This is a genomic window from Clostridioides sp. LIBA-6622 (genome assembly GCF_056716095.1).
Window position 1 is genome coordinate 1,034,736 of the sequence record NZ_CP196998.1, and the last position, 18,673, is coordinate 1,053,408.

Sequence of the window (18,673 nt, forward strand, 5' to 3'; positions counted from 1 at the left end):
GTCATATTGAGAGGTTAAGGTCTATCAAATATCTTTTACAATAGCGATTTCAGTGTGTCAAAATGTTTTTACATGCCCTCATATATGTTGAAACAGGTCTTATTTCTTGAGTTAATTTCAATCATTTTTATAGAAATATAAATCTGAAGTATTTCATCAGCATAATCTAGTGTAATACCTGTAATTTCCTTTATCTTATTAATTCTATAGAATAGAGTATTTCTATGGATATTTAAAACTTCAGCTGCCTTGTTTGGTGAATTATTAAAATAAATATATTGCTTTAGGGTTTCTAAAAAATTAGAACCATTTTTTTTATCTTCTTCAATTAATTTGGTTACAGCAGGATGATTGAGGTCATACAAATCATAATTGATACTAAGTAGCTCGTAAAGTATATATGGTATGCTTTTCCCAAATGGAGAAAAATTTATATCATATTTTTGAGCAATTTCACTAGCTCTTTTAGCTTGAATATAGTATTTCCGACTATCAGATAACTTTGAGAATTTAGAACTTATTCCAGCGTAAAGTGAATTTAGTTTTAAGTAATTAATAAATTCTTTATTCTCATGCTCAATTAAATTATTAATTAACGAATCATTAATAAAAGCAACTAAAGCAGATTTATATACTACACAATTAGTAGATGGTATAAATGCACTTAAAGACTGCATAATAAAAGGAACTTTACTGTCAAAGTAATTATTATCTTTGTTTACTATTACCATTATGTTTAACGAATTTGACTTAGTCCAATTTAAATAATGAAACCTTCTGCTTATAGTATCATCATCTAAATATTTTTTTTCTAATAAATCAGAAAGTATGTAATTAGGAATAAGTTTTTTATTTATATTAAACAGATTACTTTTTTGTAGTTCTAGAGATAAAGCGGTATTAAATGATTCTAATAATTTGAAGTGAAATTCATTAAATGGTATTTTCCATTCACAGATAGCTATATGAGCTACTTCAATTTCTTCTACACACACAGATGATACTAATGTACCAAGCCAGTTGTTTGGTTTATTTTCATCTTTAGTAGATTTATTATAATGTGTTTTTTTATGTATATTTTGATATTTTATGTAATTTATAGTTTCTTCATCTAAATATTTATCTCCATTAGAATCTTCTGTAAGTTGTAATATATCACTAGCATCATAAGAATAAGCTAAAACTTTGAAGCTAGAGTCACGAATTATCATAGGATAGCCAAATTCTTCATGTGCTATATCGATTAAATACTGTATGCCTTTATTTTCAGATACTACATCAAAAAACTTTTGAGCAGATAAACTAAGACGTACTTCTTGATTCATAATATTTAACAATTCACTAAAAAGGTCATACTTTTCTTTTTTTGATTTTATAATACAGATATTTGAGTTTAAATTATATCTTTCTAAATCAATATTAATTTCATTTTGTATGAATATACCTAAAAAGTTTATATTGTTTAAATTTACAGTAATATCTGAGATGTTTCCTAAATATAAACATCCAGTGATAAATTCAGTTTGATTATTTTTATAAATATTTAAGCTAGTAATGTCTATATATTCATCTGAAAATGGCTTCAATACTGATGTATATTGAGATATATCTTTCATTAAACTTGCTAGTTTCATGCTAAACCTCCTCTAATTATATTTGATTGTACTATAGCACAATTGATATAGTATATTTTACATCAAAGTTTAGATTCTAACACATAGTTTAGTTAAATTAATTTATATATAATTAGTTATATAAATTAATGAAGCATTAAAGTAAGAAATTTTTAATTAAATAGAATTAGACTGTTAATAAAAATAAAGGGAGTGTGAAGTATGGCAATAACTAAAATTACGAATGTTAAAATATTTGATGGAGAGAAACTTTCAGAACAAAGGTGTGTTGTAATAGAAGGTGGTGTAATATCATCAAAAACAATTGCTGATATTACTATAGATGGAGAAGGATGTACTTTACTTCCAGGATTTATTGATTCCCATATACATTTGGATAGTATAAAAAACTTGGAGGATGCAACTAATTGGGGGATAACTACTATGCTTGATATGGCAACTAATAGTAAAGATATAGTAGAATCTTTAAGAAACTTAGATGGATTAACTGATATTCGTAGTGTATATGAACCTGTTGCACCAGCATCGCACCCTCATCTTATGGGAATGGGATTTAAGGATAGTAAAATACATACTATTGAAGATGCTGAAAATTTTGCTAAGAAACAAATTAAACAAGGAGCAGACTTTGTAAAAATTATAATAGAAGACCCTAAAACATCTAAAATAGCTTTTGATTTCGAGACTATAAAAAGAGTAGTTGAAATATCTCATGAAAATGGGAAAAAAGTATTTGCTCATGCACCTACAACTATAGCTTATGAATATGCAGAAAAAGCAGGTGTTGATGTAATAAATCATATTCCTTTTATAGGTAAATTATCTGATGATGTAGCAAAAAGAATAAAAGATAAAAATCTTATATCAATTCCAACTATGGTTATGATGGAAAGTATAGTATCAAATATAAATAAAGCCACAGGAAGAGAAGATGTTAGGTTAGAAACAGCAGTAGAAAATACAGCTACATTGAAAAAAGCTGGAGTGATGATATTAGCTGGAACTGATGCAAATAATGATGAGAACTCTGTTAGTATAGTTAAACATGGAGAATCTCTTCATCGTGAATTTGAATTATTAGTTAAGGCAGGTCTCAATACAATTGAAGTACTTGAGAGTGCAACAAGTTTACCAGCAAAACTATTAGGTCTTAATGACCGAGGATTAATAAAAGAGGGAAAAAGAGCTGATTTAGTAATGGTTGAAGGTGACCCAATTAAAGATATAATGGCAACTAGAAATATAAAAGGTGTATGGATAAAAGGCAATAAAGTAAGATAATAAATTGAGTATTGTTAAAAATAAAATACTTTTATGTTAAAGGAGATTGAGAGCATGTTATTAAGTAGACCAGGAAAAAATTCTATACAAGATATAGTAGATAAAAATAGTGTAAAAGAACTTATAGAATTTGAGAGATTTTGTAGAGATAATGCATTATGGGATGAAATGAAAAAATGCTTTGCAAAGGAATCAACTGTTTCAATATCTTGGTATCAAGGTAGTGGAGAGGGGTTCGTAGAAGAATCAAGTAAGATGAAATCTTATGCACCACATAAAATTTGTGATACATTAGTTTGGGTAAATAATGATAAGGCAGTATCAATTACAATGGGAGCTATTCATATTAGAAATGAGATAGATGGAAATCTAGTTGAACTTCAGTCAGATGTCAAGTTTTTGTATAAGACTCAAAAGATAGACGATATATGGTATATAATATCTATGGATGCTATCTATGAAAAAGATATAATTTTATCTGTTTATCAGGATAGAGATGTCAAAATTTCTAAGGAAGATATAAAAGATTATAGACCTTCCTATGCAAGTCTTTCTTATATGCTTAGTAAGGATGGATATAAAATAAATCAAGAACTTCCTGGAATAGATAGACCAGAAAAGGTTGATAAACTTTATAAGGATGCAGAAAAGTGGTTGTTGGATAACTCTAGAAACTAGTTTAAATATAAATAAAGATGTAGGTGATTTTATATAAAATTACTTACATCTTTAAAAATAAACTTCTATAATGTTTTGAGTAATACTATCGTAAAAAATTTGTTTGATTTTCTATTCGTATTACTTATATTTATATTCATTTTTGTATTTTTTAGTATCTTCCTTTTATACTTTAACTTCTGCCGAGATTTGAGTCAGATATTCATTAGAATCTCGTACACTTATATCATATAGGAGATATTCTTCATAAACAAATTCTCCAATATGTAAATTATTTTGATTGAAAAATTCTAAAAGTTTTTTATAAGTTCTATCAATAGTTTCATAACCTCCTTTATGGTAAGCCGTTACATAAAGCCCTTTTGGTTTGATTGATGTAGGATATTTCTTATAGTCTTTATTAACTTTTGTAAATAAATATGAATATGATTCAAAATCTCTATTCATTATATCTTCTCCTTTAATGATTGAACCAATCATACCATCATCACCTAAATCATAGTTATCCATAAAGTTAATACATTCATATAAAAAGTTTTCATCATCATCTCCAAGAAAGGGTTCTTTAGAAGTAATAGGCGTTTTGACTAAGTACTCTTCCTCATGTTCTTCTAAAGTAATTGTATTTGCATCTATATTACATGCTTTTCTAGTAAATGAAATTGTAGAATCCATTAAAGCTTTAATATTGTTCAATTTTTCAATTTCATTGTTAATATCAATAGTTTTCTTTTCCAAAAGTTCAATTAGTAAATTAGGAGTTCGTTTATCTATATAAGTTTTAATTTCTTTTAAAGGCATTTTGATTTCCTTAAGCGAAGAAATTATACCAAAAATACTAAGTTGATGGTATGAGTAGTATCTATATCCATTTTCCTTCTTTAACTCTGGAGAGAAAAGGCCTATATCATCATAATAAAAAAGTGTCTTTTTATTGACTCCACAAATCTTTGCGAATTCTCCAGTTGTGAAATAATTTTTCGAAATTTGACTCATGATTAAAATTCCTCCTTGACTATCCTGTTACAGTATAGTTTATCATAATATTCTATAAAGGAGTGTGATTGTATGAAAAAATTAATTCGTTTTTTAAAACCATATAGAGTTTTAATTGTTACAGTGCTGATGTTTACATTTTTACAAACTCTTGGAACTTTATATATACCAACACTTACAGCAAGTATAGTAAATAATGGTGTAGTAAAGGGGGATATAGATTATATTGTAAAGACAGGTATAATTATGTTGATAGCAGCAGGTATAACAGCTTTATCAGCTGTTTTAGTTTGCAAAGTATCATCAAATCTCTCATCTGGATTTTGTAGAGATATTAGAGAAGCAGTATTTATAAAATCACAAGATTTGTCAATAAATGATTTTAATAAGATAGGTACAGCTTCAATGATTACTAGGAGTACTAGTGATATTACTTTAATAGGTCAATCCTTGTTTATGTTTATTCAATTGGTATTACCAGCACCAATTATAACTGTTTCTGGTCTATTTTTAGCATATTCTATAGATAAAGTAATGACAATTATTATTGTTACAGTAATGTTTCTATTCATGTTATCTGCATTTTTGGTTGGTAAGAAAGTTATCCGATTGTTTAAGATGATGCAAATAAAGATGGATAATATGAATAGAGTATTACGTGAGGTAGTAACTGGGGTAAGAGTTATAAGAGCTTTTGATAGAAGTCGTTTTGAGAAAAAGAGATTTGATAGAACTGCAATGGATTATTCTGAAACAGCAATTTCAATAAATAAAATATTTGCAGTACTTATGCCTATTGTAATGTTAATAATGAACTTAGGTATAGTGAGTATAATTTGGTTTGGTGGTATGAGAGTAAGTAATGGAAATATGGAGATAGGTCATATAATGGCACTGGTTGAATACTGTATCTTAATATTATTTTATTTAATTATGGGAGTAATGGTATTTATGTACATACCTAGAGCAGGAGCTTGTGCAGACAGGGTAAATCAAATCTTAGATATAGAGCCTGAAATTGTAGATGGAAATGGATATAAAGATATTACTTCAGAGAGAGGGCATTTAGTATTTAAAAACGTAACATTTTCATATTCCGATTCGGAGGAACCGGTTTTGAACAATATAACATTTGAAGCAAAATCTGGAGAAGTAACTGCAATTATAGGAAGTACTGGCTCTGGTAAATCTACTATTGCAAATATAATACCACGTTTTTTTGAAATTCAATCTGGAGAAATATCTATAAATGGTCAAGATATTAAGAATATGCCTCAAAAAGAGCTTAGAGATAAGATTGGATTTGTGCCACAAAAAGCTTTTTTGTTTAGTGGAACAATAGAGGAAAATATAAAATATGGAAAAGAAGATGCAAGTATTGAAGAAGTAAAGTATGCTGCAAATATAGCACAAGCTGATGAGTTCATTTCTGATATGGAAGATAAGTATGATTCATTCGTAGCACAAGGTGGAAATAACTTATCTGGTGGTCAGAAACAGAGAATATCTATTGCAAGGGCATTAATTAGAAAACCAGAAGTATATGTTTTTGATGATAGTTTTTCTGCATTAGATTTCAAGACAGATAAAAGGCTTAGAAGAGCATTGAAGAATGAAATTAAAGATTCATCAGCTATAATTATAGCACAACGTATAAGTACAATTATGGATGCTAATCAAATTATAGTTTTAAATGATGGAGAAATTGTAGGGATAGGAAAACATAAAGATTTACTTGAAAATTGTGAAGTTTATAAGCAAATCGCAGATTCACAGCTTAGTAAAGAAGAACTTGCATAGAGTGAAGAATCAATCTGTGTATTTGGAGGTGTAATATGAGTGAAAAAATAACAGAGAAACAAGATGTAGATGTACTTAGTTTTGAAGATGGTATGTCAGTAGAAAAAGCTAAAGATGCAAAAAAGACAACTAAAAGATTATTGAAATATATGAAAAAACAAAAGTTTAAATTATTAATTATTTTTATTTCAGTACTAATAAGTTCAGCTCTTACAGTTTTAGCACCAATGGTTATGGGAAAAGCTATTGACCAATTATTTAATGGAATTAAAACTGCAGTCCAAACAGGTACAAAGTTCAGTGTGAATTTTAGTACTATGGGAAGCATAATATCAATACTTCTAGGGTTGTATTTAATTAGTGCAGTATTTATATATATACAACAATATATTATGTCAAGTGTTGCACAAAGTTTAGTTCTTAACATGAGAAAAGATTTAAGTGATAAATTAAATAAACTTCCTCTTAAATACTATGATTCTCATAAAAAAGGGGAAACACTTAGTATAGTTACAAACGATTTAGAGAAGGTAGCAGATAGTTTACAAGAAGGGTTAATGCAACTTATTACAGCAGTGGTCACAGTAATTGGTTCTATTGTGATGATGATAAGTATAAGTATACCACTTACAGTAGTATCAGCTGTAACATTAATTGTTTCCTTAGGTATTACTGTTATCATTGCAAGAAAATCACAAAATAGATTTTCAGAAAATCAAAAAGCATTAGGAGAATTAAATAGCAATATAGAAGAGATGTTTACTGGTCAAATAGTAGTCAAGGCATTTAGTAAAGAAAAAGATACTATAAAAAATTTCAAAGAATTAAATCAAAATCTTTATAATGCTAGTAGAAAAGCTCAATTTTCATCATATGCGATATCTCCAATTATTAGATTTATAAATCAAATTGGGTATGTTATTATAGCCGTTGTAGGTGGTGTATTTGCATCAACTGGAGCAATGACTCTTGGTAGTATACAAGCATTTATACAATATGTAAATCAAGCATCAGAGCCTACTACAGAGATATCTTATATTGTAAATATGCTTCAAGCAGCGATTGCATCTGCAGAGAGAGTTTTTACAGTTATGGATGAAGTGGAAGAAATGAAGGACAAAGAGGATTCAAAGGTTATCAACATGCCTAAAGGTAAAGTAGAATTTGAGCATGTTAAATTTGGATATAGTGATGATTCTATTCTTATGAAAGACATTAATATTAAATTGAATGCAGGAGATAAGATTGCAATTGTTGGACCTACAGGAGCTGGGAAGACAACTCTTGTAAACTTACTTATGAGGTTTTATGAGATACAAGATGGAAGAATTACTATTGATGGCATTAATATAAAGGACTTAAAACGTGGAGAACTTAGAACTATGTTTGGAATGGTTCTACAGGATACATGGCTATTTAATGGTAGTATAAAAGAAAATATTGCTTATAGTAAGTCAGATGCTACCATGGATGAGATTGTAAATGCAGCAAAATCAGCAAGAGTAGACCACTTTATAAGAACTTTACCTCAGGGATATGATACTATATTGACTGAAGATGCTTCTAATCTATCTCAAGGTCAAAAACAACTTTTAACGATTGCCAGGGCAATACTTTCAGACCCATCAGTGTTAATTCTTGATGAGGCAACTTCTAGTGTAGACACTAGAACAGAGGTTGAGATTCAAAAAGCAATGAATAACTTGATGAAGGGAAGAACTAGCTTTGTTATTGCACATAGATTGTCAACTATTCGTGATGCTGATTTAATATTAGTAATGAAAGAAGGGACTATTATAGAACAAGGAAATCATAAAGAGCTTATTGAAAATAAAGGATTTTATGAAGAACTTTACAATAGTCAATTTTCAAGTGAATATGACGAAGAAGTTGTGTAATTAAAATAATTAAGATACTAAGAAATAGATAGGCTTATTTAAAATAAGTCTATCTATTTTCATTTGAAACAACTAAGTCAATAAATAATTGCATAAGGGGACTAATCCACTTATTTTTATGATGAGCACATACTGCGACAATGCTCCTATCATCTAATTCTGTATCTATTGCACATAGTTCTCCTGTTTTCAAATCATCTTTCACTGCAAATGTAGGAAGGTATGAAACTCCCATATCATTTTTTACTAAATTTTTAATAGTAGGTATACTCCATAGCTCAATCGTATGGTCTAAAGTAATGTTTTTTTCATTTAAGTATGATTCAAACATTTGTCTAAAAATACATGCTGGCTCATCTATTATGAAAGGTATATCTAATTCTTGGTTTGGAGTAATAAAATCAGGGAATTGTTTTTTTACTTTTGGTGAAGCAACTAGTGTTAAAGGTGATTCTCCAACTGTATAGGTAGAAATAGAATTTCCTAAGCCACCAATATCTTTATAAAATATTCCTAAATCAATACTTCCTGCAAGCAAAGAGTTTCTAATATCATAACAATTCATTGAGCGAAGAAATAGTCGTGCATTTGGTGCCATTTCATGAAAACGTTTTAAAATAGGAGGTATCTTATAACAAATAAGCGTTTCTCCTAGCGCAATATGTAAATCACCACGTAGCTCAGACAAATCAGTACCAATATTCTTCATTTTATCAACAGAACATAGAACATCATCTACATAAGGTATTAAGTTTTTGCCAGCTTTAGTTAGAACCATTTTTCTTCCTATTTTTTCAAATAAGTGTGTAGATAATTCTTGTTCTAACTGCTGTACTTGGAATGTTATTGTTGATTGTGTGTAATTGAGCTTATTTGCTGCTTTAGAAAAACTACCTTCTTCTATTATAGTTTTAAAAGTTTGTAGATATTTAAGATACATATTTATCCTCATTTCATTCAATATAATTGAAGTATAAATTCAAATATTTCGATTTTTTTTATTGTTTGATTTATAGTATTATAATATAAAAGGAGAGTGATTGCAAGTGTTGAGTGAAGTTTTATTATCTTTTTTACCATATGCATTTGTTACAGGTTTTACACCAGGACCTAATAATATTCTTGCATTAAATACGATTAGTAATAGTGGATGGAAAAAAGGAAAATCAGTGGTTATAGGAATTGCTATGGGATTTATATGTATTATGTTTATATGTGCTTTTGGATGTCTTGAATTATCAAAGTTTATACCAATGATTACTGGTATTATGAAGTACATAGGAGCACTTTATATTCTCTGGTTAGCGATACAAGTGGCTAAGAGCAAACCAAACAATAATAGCGATGTTAAGAAAGAATCATTTTGGACTGGATTTATTTTACAGTTTGTTAATGTAAAAATTATAATATTTGCTATTACTGTATATACAGGATATGTGATACCTGTGTCACAGTCAGCTGGATATTTATTGTCAGCAGCAGTTTGTAATAGTATTGTGGGCATATCTGGTACTTTGACATGGGCTTTAGCAGGAGGTATTTTGCAAAAATATATAAATAAGCATTACAAAGTAATCAATATTATTATGGCACTAGTACTTGTTTGGAGTGCAGTAAAACTAATTTTAACATAAATAAGTATACATAGTATAAACATATAAATTTAATTATTTAGTTTTATAGATTTAGAAGATGGAACTATAGATTATGTTATTTTAAATAAGAAACTTAATTTTTTATTTGAAATATTTAATTTATATATAAGTAACATCTTCTTTTTTTGTTATCTAAAACTACTATTTGTTAATTGTACAAAATCTAATAACATGTAAAATTTAATTTCCATATAAAAATGTAATTTATTATTAAAACTTAGATAAATAAATTCACATCTATCTCATCGATTTAATATTGTTTGCCACATATATGCCATAAAGATGCACTTATTTTACGGAGATTTAACAAAGTGGAGTGAAGTATACTCTAAATATAAAATAAATCAAACATAGTTAAATGAATTGAGAGGTGGTAATAATGGATAAGAAGTTAAACTATAGATTTGAGATGAAACATAAAATAACTGAAGCTGATGTCCTAGCTTTAAAATCAAGACTTTATCCAATAATGAAGAAAGATAGAAACGCATCAAAAGATGGGAAGTATCTTATCAGAAGTTTATATTTTGACACTCCTGAAGATAAAGCACTTTTAGATAAGTTAAATGGAGTTGCAATGAGAGAAAAGTTTAGAATAAGATTTTATAACAATGACCCTTCTTATATAAAATTGGAGAAGAAAATAAAACATTATAATATGACATCAAAACTAACAGCTAGTTTAACTAAAAAGGAAGTAGATAAGATATTAAAAAATGACATTGAGTTTTTAAAAGAATCGACAAACTGTTTATTAAGAGAATTTTATTTAAAAATAAAATGTGAAAGATTGGAGGCAAAAAGTATAGTTGATTATGATAGAGAAGCTTTTGTATATCCACTTGGAAATGTAAGAGTTACAATTGATAGCGATATTAAAACTTCTGTAAATTCAACTGATTTATTCAATAAAGACTTGCCAACAGTGTCAGTTATTGATGAAAATATGACTGTATTAGAAGTTAAATATGATGAGTTTATACCAGATTTTATAAAAGATTTAGTTCAGATTAATAAAACTACTTCTACAGCAGTTTCAAAGTATGCATCAAGTAGATTGTATATATAGGATTGAAATTTAAATCTTATATAAAGAGTATCCAAATAAAATAAAAAAATTAAAAAATAGGAAGGATGATTTTAGTTATGACATTTAACGATATTTTTAAATCAAGTTTTATAGAAAATGTATCAGGTTTTTCATTTATAGATAGTGCTTTAGCTCTAGGTTCAGCATTTTTAGTAGGTTTGTTTATATATATGATTTACAAAAAAACCTATATGGGAATTATGTATTCTCGTCCATTTAATGTGTCACTTGTAGCACTTACAATGCTTACAACTTTCGTAATATTAGCAGTTACATCAAATGTAGTTTTATCTCTAGGTATGGTTGGTGCTTTATCTATAGTAAGATTTAGAACAGCAATTAAAGACCCAATGGATTTGGTATTTCTATTTTGGTCATTAGGTTCAGGGATAGTTTTGGGGGCAGGTTTGATTCCGTTGGCTGTTATGGGTTCAATAATCATGGGATTGATTCTAATATTCTTTTCAAACAAAACAATATCCGAAACACCATATATATTGATGGTAAATTGTAATAATGAAAATTCAGAAGACATCGCAACTGACAAAATTAAGCAAGTATTTTCTAAATATCAAATAAAATCAAAAAGTGTTACACCAGAAAAAGGTATAGAATTGGTATTTGAAGTAAGAATGAAGGACGGAGAAACAAGTCTTATAAATGACTTAAGCCAAGTAGATGGAGTCACTAATGCAGTTCTTGTAAGTTATAATGGTGACTATGTAGCGTAGAGAGGAGTAATCTTTTATGAAAGATAAAAAATTTACCCTTCTTATCTCAATTATGGTTATATTTTTATGTGCAGTAGTTGGAGTTTACAGTACATATGGTAATAAAAATGTTGATTTATATAGTGATGTATATATTGAAAAATATTTTGATAGAGACAAGGTTATGGAAGTTAATATAGAAATAGATGAAAGTGACTTGGAAGATATGAATGAAAATGCTATAAAAGAAGAATTTAAAGTCGCAAAAGTAACTGTAAATGGAGATTCATATGGAAACGTTGGTATAAGAACTAAAGGAAATTCAAGCCTTACATCTGTAGCAAATAGTGATAGCGATAGATATAGCTATAAGATTAATTTCGATAAATATAATACTAGTCAAAGTATGGAAGGTCTTACTCAACTAAACCTTAATAACTGTTACTCTGACCCATCTTATATGAGAGAATTTTTAACATATAGCGTCTGTGAGGAAATGGGATTGGCTACTCCAGAATTTGCATATGCTAAAGTGTCTATAAATGGTGAATATCATGGATTATATTTGGCAGTAGAAGGATTAAAAGAGTCTTATCTTGAAAATAATTTTGGGGATGTAACTGGAGACTTATACAAATCAGATGAAGGGGCTTCATTACAATATGAGGGTGATGATCCAGATAGTTACTCAAATCTAATCGTTGAAAGTGACAAAAAAACAGCTGACTGGTCTAAAGTTACAAAACTATTAAGATCTTTAGATACAGGTGAAGATATTGAAAAATATCTTGATGTAGATTCTGTCCTCAAAAATATAGCAATAAGTACAGCTTTATTAAATCTTGATAGTTATCAAGGTAGTTTCGCTCATAATTACTATTTATATGAACAAGATGGAGTGTTTTCTATGTTGCCATGGGACTTTAATATGTCATTTGGTGGATTTAGTGGTTTTGGTGGAGGTAGTCAATCTATAGCTATCGATGAACCTACAACAGGTAATTTGGAAGATAGACCTTTAATATCTGCACTATTAAAAAATGATACATATAAAGCTAAGTATCATGAATATCTAGAAGAAATAGTAACCAAGTACTTGGACTCAGATTATTTAGAAAATATGACAACAAAATTACATGACTTGATAGCATCATATGTAAAAGAAGACCCAACAGCATTTTATACTTATGAAGAATTTGAAAAAAATATAACATCTTCAATTGAAGACTCTAGTGATGATAAGGGATTTGGTGATAAAGAATTTAATAATGATTCTAATAATAAAGAATCTAATAACAATGAATCTAACAATAATAACTCTAACAATGAAAATAAGAGTTTTGAAAACAAAAGTAATGAAAAAGAAGTTAATGCTGAATTAACATTAAGTGAAGTCAAAACTAATACAGATAATGATAATAAAAATGATACTACAGATAATAGTGAAAATGAGAATAATACAAATGACAATAAAAGTGAGAACAATACTAATGAAAAGTCAGGAGGACCTATGGGCAAAGGTGGTAAGTCAATACCAGGAGTTTTAGAAGTTGCAGAAAATATGAGCAAAACTATAAAAGCTCAATTAAGTGGAGAATCTTCTTCAACTAAAGAAAATTCTGATGATAATAGTTCAAGTGAAAGTAAAGACACAGAAAATTCTGATGATAAGATGAGTGGAATGCCAGAGCCACCTGAAGGTATGGATGGTAAAACACCACCAGGAATGGGAAATATTGATAAGGGAGATATGAATGGTAAAAATGGCGATATGAATATAGATAGAAGTCAAGGTGGTCCAAAGGAAACTGGAGGTTTTGGTAATAAAGGAGGCGGCTCTATGAATAAAACGACAACATACTCTAAATTAATTTTAGGTGGAGCATCAATGATAGTCATGTCAATTATGTTAGTAGGTGTATCAAAGATAAACCGAAGAAGATTCATAAAATCAAAATAGAATCAGATACAAACAAAAAAGATACTGTTAAGTAAATATCAACTTAACAGTATCTTTTTTATTTTAATATATTTGTTTTTAATAAAAATTATTTTCTTATTAATGTTAGCTTAATAAGCATTGTAATTTCGTATATCTATAACTTTACAATGATATAGTAAATTTTAATTCTATTAAAAAAGTACATAGAAAAAAACTATTAGACAAAGTATGGAAAGTATAATACGATTGTTTTGGGGTAAATGGAAAATAAACTTATATTTTGTAGAAATATCCATAAAAATGAATGTTTTAAATTTAACTTATATGGAAGTAAAGAGTGATATGTAAGTTGAGAAATTATAAAACTAAATCGTGGTATATAAATAAAGTTTAAATTCATGTAAATAAAAATATCATTAAGTATGGAGGGATTTTAATGTATTTGAAAAAAGCATTAAGCTTACTAACATTAGGGTTAGTTATTTGTGGATTAACAATAGGTTGTTCAACAAAAGAAGAATCTAAAAAAGAAGAAAAGAAGACTATTACAGTAGCTACAGGAGCAAAGTATTATCCATTTAATTTTAGAGAAGATGGGAAAATGCAAGGTTTTGAAATTGATATATGGAATGAAATTGGTAAAAGATTAGATTCTGAAATTAAGTATGAAGTAAATAATGGAGATACAGGTGGATTACTTGGAATGGTGGACAGTGGTAAGGCAGATACAGCAGCTCAACAAATAAGTATAACACCAGAAAGAGAAGAAGTGTATGACTTTACAGTACCATATGCTTATAATCCTCTAATGATAACTATTAGACCAGAAGATAAAGACAAGATAAAAAGTCTTGAAGATTTGAAAGGTAAAAAAGTTGAAGTTGGAGCAAATTCATCTGAAAGAGCTATAATGGAGGAAAAAAATAAAGATAATTCAATGGAATTAGTATTCAATGATGGGTCTGATTCATATGAAGGTCTTGAACTTGGCAGATCTGACGCAAGAATAATTTCTGTTTCTGCAACAGCTGCTAGAAATAAAAAAGCTGGTTCAAATTTCATCGCTGTTGGAGAACCTATTTATGAAGAAATAAATGCGTATCCATTTAGAAAAGATGAAGAATCAAAGGCTTTAAAAGCTAAGGTTGATGATACAATAACTGCTATGAGAAAAGATGGAACTCTTACTGAAATCTCTAAAAAATGGTTTGGAGAAGACATAACAATTGAGAGATAGGTGAATTTTATGAGTTTAGATGTATCATTCATGTTTAAAATTTTGCCAGAAATATTTATAGCATCTAAAGAAACAATAACAATGGCTTTAATATCACTAGTACTATCTTTAGTAATAGCAACTATAATGGCATTGATAAGCTATAACAAAGTTAAAGTATTAAATGAAATTGTTAAAGTTTATACATCAATTTTTAGAGGCACACCACTATTAGTTCAGTTGTATGCATTATATTTTGGATTACCAAGAGCTATTCCAGCTCTTGTAGACATGTCTCCATTTACTGCAATGATAATTGCTTTATCAGTAAATATGTCTGCGTATATGGCAGAGACTATAAGAGGAGCAATTTCTTCTGTAGATAAGGGTCAATATGAAGCAGGAGCTTCCATTGGACTTACAAATGTACAAATATTTAGAAGGATAGTCATGCCACAGGCTATAAGAGTGGCTATTCCTGCATTATCTAATCACTTTGTGGATTTAATTAAAGGTTCTTCATTAGCTTTTACTATAGGAGTACTAGAAATAATGGCAGCAGCAAATTATAATGGTGGTAGTAAATATAAATATCTAGAAGCGTTCTTAGTTGCAGGATTTGTATATTGGTTTATATTATTTGTCTTTGGACTTGTTCAAAAGAAACTAGAAGCAAAACTAAATTCGGCATATTAACAGTATCACATAATAAATATTAATAGCATTACATAATAAAATAGAGACTATTTAAATACAATTTCTTATTATATTTAAGTGGTCTCTATTTTATTTATGAACTATAAAATAATAAAGAATTTTAAAATATAGAATTCAATTTAAGAAATACTGAAACTAGAAAATACATAATAAAAAAAATAATTAAAAATTGTAACTAAATTGTAATAAAATGGTAGTTATTTAGCATAAAATGATGTATCATAGAAGTGTCTTATAAAATTAATAAAGTAAGATTTTTTTAAATAGAACTGCTGGCTTTTGATATTTAAAGTTAGTAGTTAAATTATGTTTAGGAGGGGTAGATTTTGTTACAAAAAGTATTATGGAAATTTTTAAAGCTAGTAGCAGGTTTATTTATATGTTCAATTGGTATAGTATTGACGATAAATTGTAACCTTGGTTTATCTCCTTGGGATGTGTTTCATCAAGGTCTTTCAAATCATATAGGAATAACTATAGGGACTGCCTCTATAATTGTAGGCTCTATAGTAGTTATAGCTGATGTTGTTCTTGGTGAGAATGTAGGATGGGGAACTGTTTTTAACATGTTATTAATTGGATTCTTTATGGATTTGCTTTTGTATAGTAAATTAATTCCAGAGGCTGATAGTTTATTTGTAGGAATAATTATGTTGATATTAGGATTGGTTCTTTTGGCTATTGGAATGGTATTTTATATGGGAAGTGGTTTAGGAAGTGGACCTAGAGATGGTTTGATGGTTGCACTTCAAAAGAAAACTGGAAAATCACTTAACTTAATAAGAGGGACTATAGAAGTTGGAGCATTAATAGTAGGATTTTTCTTGGGTGGAAAAGTTGGTATAGGAACTATAATAAGCGCATTTGGATTGGGTTACTTTACACAGATAATATTTAGTTTATTTAAATTAGATTGTAGCAAGATAAAGCATAGATTTATAGTAGATGATATAAAATTTATTAAGTTATATATGAATGGAGATAAAAAAACTGCTGCTCAGAATATAGCTAAGTAATTTAATAATAAATTCAAGCAAAGGTTAAATATTTTAGTTTGAAAAATTTTAAAAATATATAAATTTTAATTATTAAGAGAATATTAAGTTATGAAGATTGCTAGGAAACTATAAAATGTAGATTTCTAGCAATTTTTTATTTGTTTAATACTTTTTTATGTTTTATAAGTTTAATTGTGTATTTAATGAATTAATTAATTTATAATTAGAGATACTAAACTTTATAAATATTAATATAAACACCTTTAATTGTGTATTTTCCAAAGCCTTTAAAATACTTGTATTTCTTATAAATAAAAAAATAAAAAAATGTCAAAAAAACTCTTGTATTATATCCAAATTTTATATATAATTACCTATGTTGTTTACAAATTTTAAACACAATGTTTAGTAAACAAAATGTTTAGTAAAATAAAACAGAAACTAGGAGGTGCAACATGGATATAGGTGAAAAGATAAAAAGATTAAGAACAGAAAAGCAACTGACCCAGGAAGAGTTAGCTAATAGATGTGAATTGTCAAAGGGATTTATTTCTCAATTAGAAAATAACTTAACATCACCATCCATAGCTACCCTTATAGATATACTTGAGATACTAGGTACGAATTTAAGGGAATTTTTTAATGAAATAGATGATGAAAGAATTAGTTTTACAAAAGAGGATATGTTTGAAACGGAAGACGAAGACTTAAAATATAAACTGAAGTGGCTAATTCCAAATTCACAAAAAAATGAAATGGAGCCAATAATAATAACATTGTATCCAGGAGGACAATATAAAGAAGAAAAGCCACATGAAGGCGAAGAATTTGGATATGTATTAGCAGGCTCAATATATGTTCATATAGGCGAAAAGAAAAATAAGGTAAAAAAAGGAGAAAGCTTTTACTTTAGACCAAGAGCGAATCACTATATATCAAACGAAGGTAAAACGACAGCAAAAGTGATTTGGGTAAGTACGCCACCATCATTTTAGAATAGAGGTGTTTAATAATTGGTAGAAAATATAATAGAATTAAGAGATATATCTAAACATTATGAAGAACTTACTGTTTTAGATAATTTCAATTTAGATATAAAGAAAAATGAGTTTTTAACTTTACTTGGACCAAGTGGATGTGGAAAAACTACTACATTAAAAATAATAGCAGGATTTGAGTATGCTGATGATGGTAGAGTTTTATTTGAAGGTAAAGAGATAAATAATTTGCCACCATATGAAAGACAAGTAAATACAGTATTTCAAAAATATGCTTTATTTCCACATATGGATGTATATGAAAATGTAGCTTTTGGACTAAAAATCAAAAAGACTCCAAAAGATGTAATAGATACTAAAGTGAAAGAGATTTTAAAACTTGTTGCACTAGAAGGTTTTGAAAGACGACAAGTTGACTCATTAAGTGGAGGACAACAACAGAGGATTGCAATAGCAAGAGCTTTAGTTAATGAACCAAAAGTATTGCTACTAGATGAGCCACTTGGAGCACTTGATTTAAAGCTTAGACAAGAAATGCAAATAGAATTAAAAAGAATTCAAAAAAAATTAGGAATAACATTTGTATTTGTAACTCATGACCAAGAAGAGGCTCTTACGATGTCAGATACTATTGTCGTAATGTATAAGGGCAAGATACAACAAATGGGAACACCACAAGACATATATAATGAACCTAAAAACTCATTCGTAGCTAAGTTTATAGGTGAAAGTAACATATTTGATGGAATTATGATAGAAGATTATAAAGTTAATTTCTGTAATAGGGATTTTGAATGTGTTGATAAAGGATTTGAAAAAAACGAAAATATAGAAGTCGTAATAAGACCAGAAGATATAAAAATGGTAAAGCCAGAAGAAGGAATGTTAAAGGGGAAAGTTACATCTACTGTGTTTAAAGGAGTGCACTATGAGATAGAATTAAATGAAAATGGAAGATTATGGATACTTCATAATACTAAAAATGCTGAGGTTGGAACAGAGCTAGGCATGGATATATATCCAGAAGACATCCATATAATGAGAAAAGAGAATAACTAAG

General features: G+C 28.2%; 16 protein-coding genes. 13 read left to right on the forward strand and 3 right to left on the reverse strand.

Annotated elements, in window-relative coordinates:
* Positions 1-68: 68 nt before the first annotated feature.
* Positions 69-1,634 (reverse strand): PucR family transcriptional regulator, encoded by a 1,566-nt coding sequence (locus ACTG47_RS05030; protein ID WP_479926348.1) that lies wholly within the window; start codon positions 1,632-1,634, stop codon positions 69-71.
* A 201-nt stretch (positions 1,635-1,835) separates the two neighbouring features.
* Here ACTG47_RS05030 and ACTG47_RS05035 point away from each other — a divergent pair, with 201 nt between their 5' ends.
* The gene (locus ACTG47_RS05035) at positions 1,836-2,915 is read left to right on the forward strand and encodes an amidohydrolase family protein (RefSeq protein WP_479926349.1); all 1,080 of its coding nucleotides are present in this window, start codon (positions 1,836-1,838) and stop codon (positions 2,913-2,915) included.
* 54 nt (positions 2,916-2,969) lie between these two features.
* The gene (locus ACTG47_RS05040; RefSeq protein WP_479926350.1) at positions 2,970-3,593 is read left to right on the forward strand and encodes a hypothetical protein; all 624 of its coding nucleotides are present in this window, start codon (positions 2,970-2,972) and stop codon (positions 3,591-3,593) included.
* 165 nt (positions 3,594-3,758) lie between these two features.
* Here the strand turns inward: ACTG47_RS05040 and ACTG47_RS05045 are convergent, their stop codons facing one another.
* Positions 3,759-4,589 carry a MerR family transcriptional regulator gene (locus ACTG47_RS05045; RefSeq protein ID WP_169469415.1) on the reverse strand — a complete coding sequence of 277 codons (831 nt, stop codon included), beginning with the start codon at positions 4,587-4,589 and terminating at the stop codon, positions 3,759-3,761.
* Positions 4,590-4,661: 72 nt separating this feature from the next.
* Here ACTG47_RS05045 and ACTG47_RS05050 point away from each other — a divergent pair, with 72 nt between their 5' ends.
* Together ACTG47_RS05050 and ACTG47_RS05055 are read left to right on the forward strand one after the other, a co-directional pair.
* Positions 4,662-6,389: an ABC transporter ATP-binding protein gene (locus ACTG47_RS05050; RefSeq protein WP_479926351.1), complete on the forward strand. Its 1,728-nt coding sequence runs from the start codon at positions 4,662-4,664 to the stop codon at positions 6,387-6,389.
* A gap of 35 nt (positions 6,390-6,424) precedes the next feature.
* Positions 6,425-8,287 carry an ABC transporter ATP-binding protein gene (locus ACTG47_RS05055; RefSeq protein WP_479926352.1) on the forward strand — a complete coding sequence of 621 codons (1,863 nt, stop codon included), beginning with the start codon at positions 6,425-6,427 and terminating at the stop codon, positions 8,285-8,287.
* Between the two features lie 49 nt (positions 8,288-8,336).
* On the opposite strand, the gene ACTG47_RS05060 is transcribed toward ACTG47_RS05055, so the two are convergent.
* Positions 8,337-9,227: a LysR family transcriptional regulator gene (locus ACTG47_RS05060; RefSeq protein ID WP_479926353.1), complete on the reverse strand. Its 891-nt coding sequence runs from the start codon at positions 9,225-9,227 to the stop codon at positions 8,337-8,339.
* Between the two features lie 106 nt (positions 9,228-9,333).
* On the opposite strand from ACTG47_RS05060, the gene ACTG47_RS05065 reads away from it, so the two are divergent.
* From ACTG47_RS05065 to potA, 9 genes are all read left to right on the forward strand, one after another.
* Complete coding sequence (locus ACTG47_RS05065; protein WP_479926354.1) at positions 9,334-9,921, forward strand: LysE family transporter; 588 nt, start codon at positions 9,334-9,336, stop codon at positions 9,919-9,921.
* Positions 9,922-10,321: 400 nt separating this feature from the next.
* Positions 10,322-11,011, forward strand: coding sequence for a polyphosphate polymerase domain-containing protein (locus ACTG47_RS05070; RefSeq protein ID WP_479926355.1), 690 nt, complete (start codon positions 10,322-10,324; stop codon positions 11,009-11,011).
* 77 nt (positions 11,012-11,088) lie between these two features.
* A complete protein-coding gene (locus tag ACTG47_RS05075; RefSeq protein ID WP_254176387.1) occupies positions 11,089-11,763 on the forward strand; it encodes a DUF4956 domain-containing protein in 675 nt (224 codons plus the stop codon).
* Between the two features lie 16 nt (positions 11,764-11,779).
* On the forward strand, positions 11,780-13,702 hold the full coding sequence (locus tag ACTG47_RS05080) for a CotH kinase family protein (protein ID WP_479926356.1): 1,923 nt from the start codon (positions 11,780-11,782) through the stop codon (positions 13,700-13,702).
* Between the two features lie 418 nt (positions 13,703-14,120).
* Positions 14,121-14,921 carry a transporter substrate-binding domain-containing protein gene (locus ACTG47_RS05085; RefSeq protein WP_479926357.1) on the forward strand — a complete coding sequence of 267 codons (801 nt, stop codon included), beginning with the start codon at positions 14,121-14,123 and terminating at the stop codon, positions 14,919-14,921.
* Between the two features lie 9 nt (positions 14,922-14,930).
* Positions 14,931-15,596 (forward strand): amino acid ABC transporter permease, encoded by a 666-nt coding sequence (locus ACTG47_RS05090; RefSeq protein WP_479926358.1) that lies wholly within the window; start codon positions 14,931-14,933, stop codon positions 15,594-15,596.
* A gap of 347 nt (positions 15,597-15,943) precedes the next feature.
* Complete coding sequence (locus ACTG47_RS05095; protein WP_479926359.1) at positions 15,944-16,633, forward strand: YczE/YyaS/YitT family protein; 690 nt, start codon at positions 15,944-15,946, stop codon at positions 16,631-16,633.
* 437 nt (positions 16,634-17,070) lie between these two features.
* Positions 17,071-17,610, forward strand: a complete 540-nt coding sequence (locus tag ACTG47_RS05100) for a helix-turn-helix domain-containing protein (RefSeq protein WP_021383760.1) — start codon at positions 17,071-17,073, stop codon at positions 17,608-17,610.
* An 18-nt stretch (positions 17,611-17,628) separates the two neighbouring features.
* The gene (gene potA, locus ACTG47_RS05105) at positions 17,629-18,672 is read left to right on the forward strand and encodes a spermidine/putrescine ABC transporter ATP-binding protein (protein WP_479926360.1); all 1,044 of its coding nucleotides are present in this window, start codon (positions 17,629-17,631) and stop codon (positions 18,670-18,672) included.
* Position 18,673: the final 1 nt, after the last annotated feature.

Excerpts from the sequence above, each read along its gene's own strand:
- ACTG47_RS05090 (WP_479926358.1), top strand. The coding sequence starts at position 14,931 with ATGAGTTTAGATGTATCATTCATGTTTAAAATTTTGCCAGAAATATTT.
- ACTG47_RS05070 (WP_479926355.1), top strand. The coding sequence starts at position 10,322 with ATGGATAAGAAGTTAAACTATAGATTTGAGATGAAACATAAAATAACT.
- ACTG47_RS05030 (WP_479926348.1), bottom strand. The coding sequence starts at position 1,634 with ATGAAACTAGCAAGTTTAATGAAAGATATATCTCAATATACATCAGTA.
- ACTG47_RS05100 (WP_021383760.1), top strand. The coding sequence starts at position 17,071 with ATGGATATAGGTGAAAAGATAAAAAGATTAAGAACAGAAAAGCAACTG.
- ACTG47_RS05055 (WP_479926352.1), top strand. The coding sequence starts at position 6,425 with ATGAGTGAAAAAATAACAGAGAAACAAGATGTAGATGTACTTAGTTTT.
- ACTG47_RS05040 (WP_479926350.1), top strand. The coding sequence starts at position 2,970 with ATGTTATTAAGTAGACCAGGAAAAAATTCTATACAAGATATAGTAGAT.
- ACTG47_RS05060 (WP_479926353.1), bottom strand. The coding sequence starts at position 9,227 with ATGTATCTTAAATATCTACAAACTTTTAAAACTATAATAGAAGAAGGT.
- ACTG47_RS05085 (WP_479926357.1), top strand. The coding sequence starts at position 14,121 with ATGTATTTGAAAAAAGCATTAAGCTTACTAACATTAGGGTTAGTTATT.
- ACTG47_RS05075 (WP_254176387.1), top strand. The coding sequence starts at position 11,089 with ATGACATTTAACGATATTTTTAAATCAAGTTTTATAGAAAATGTATCA.
- ACTG47_RS05035 (WP_479926349.1), top strand. The coding sequence starts at position 1,836 with ATGGCAATAACTAAAATTACGAATGTTAAAATATTTGATGGAGAGAAA.
- ACTG47_RS05050 (WP_479926351.1), top strand. The coding sequence starts at position 4,662 with ATGAAAAAATTAATTCGTTTTTTAAAACCATATAGAGTTTTAATTGTT.
- ACTG47_RS05080 (WP_479926356.1), top strand. The coding sequence starts at position 11,780 with ATGAAAGATAAAAAATTTACCCTTCTTATCTCAATTATGGTTATATTT.
- ACTG47_RS05045 (WP_169469415.1), bottom strand. The coding sequence starts at position 4,589 with ATGAGTCAAATTTCGAAAAATTATTTCACAACTGGAGAATTCGCAAAG.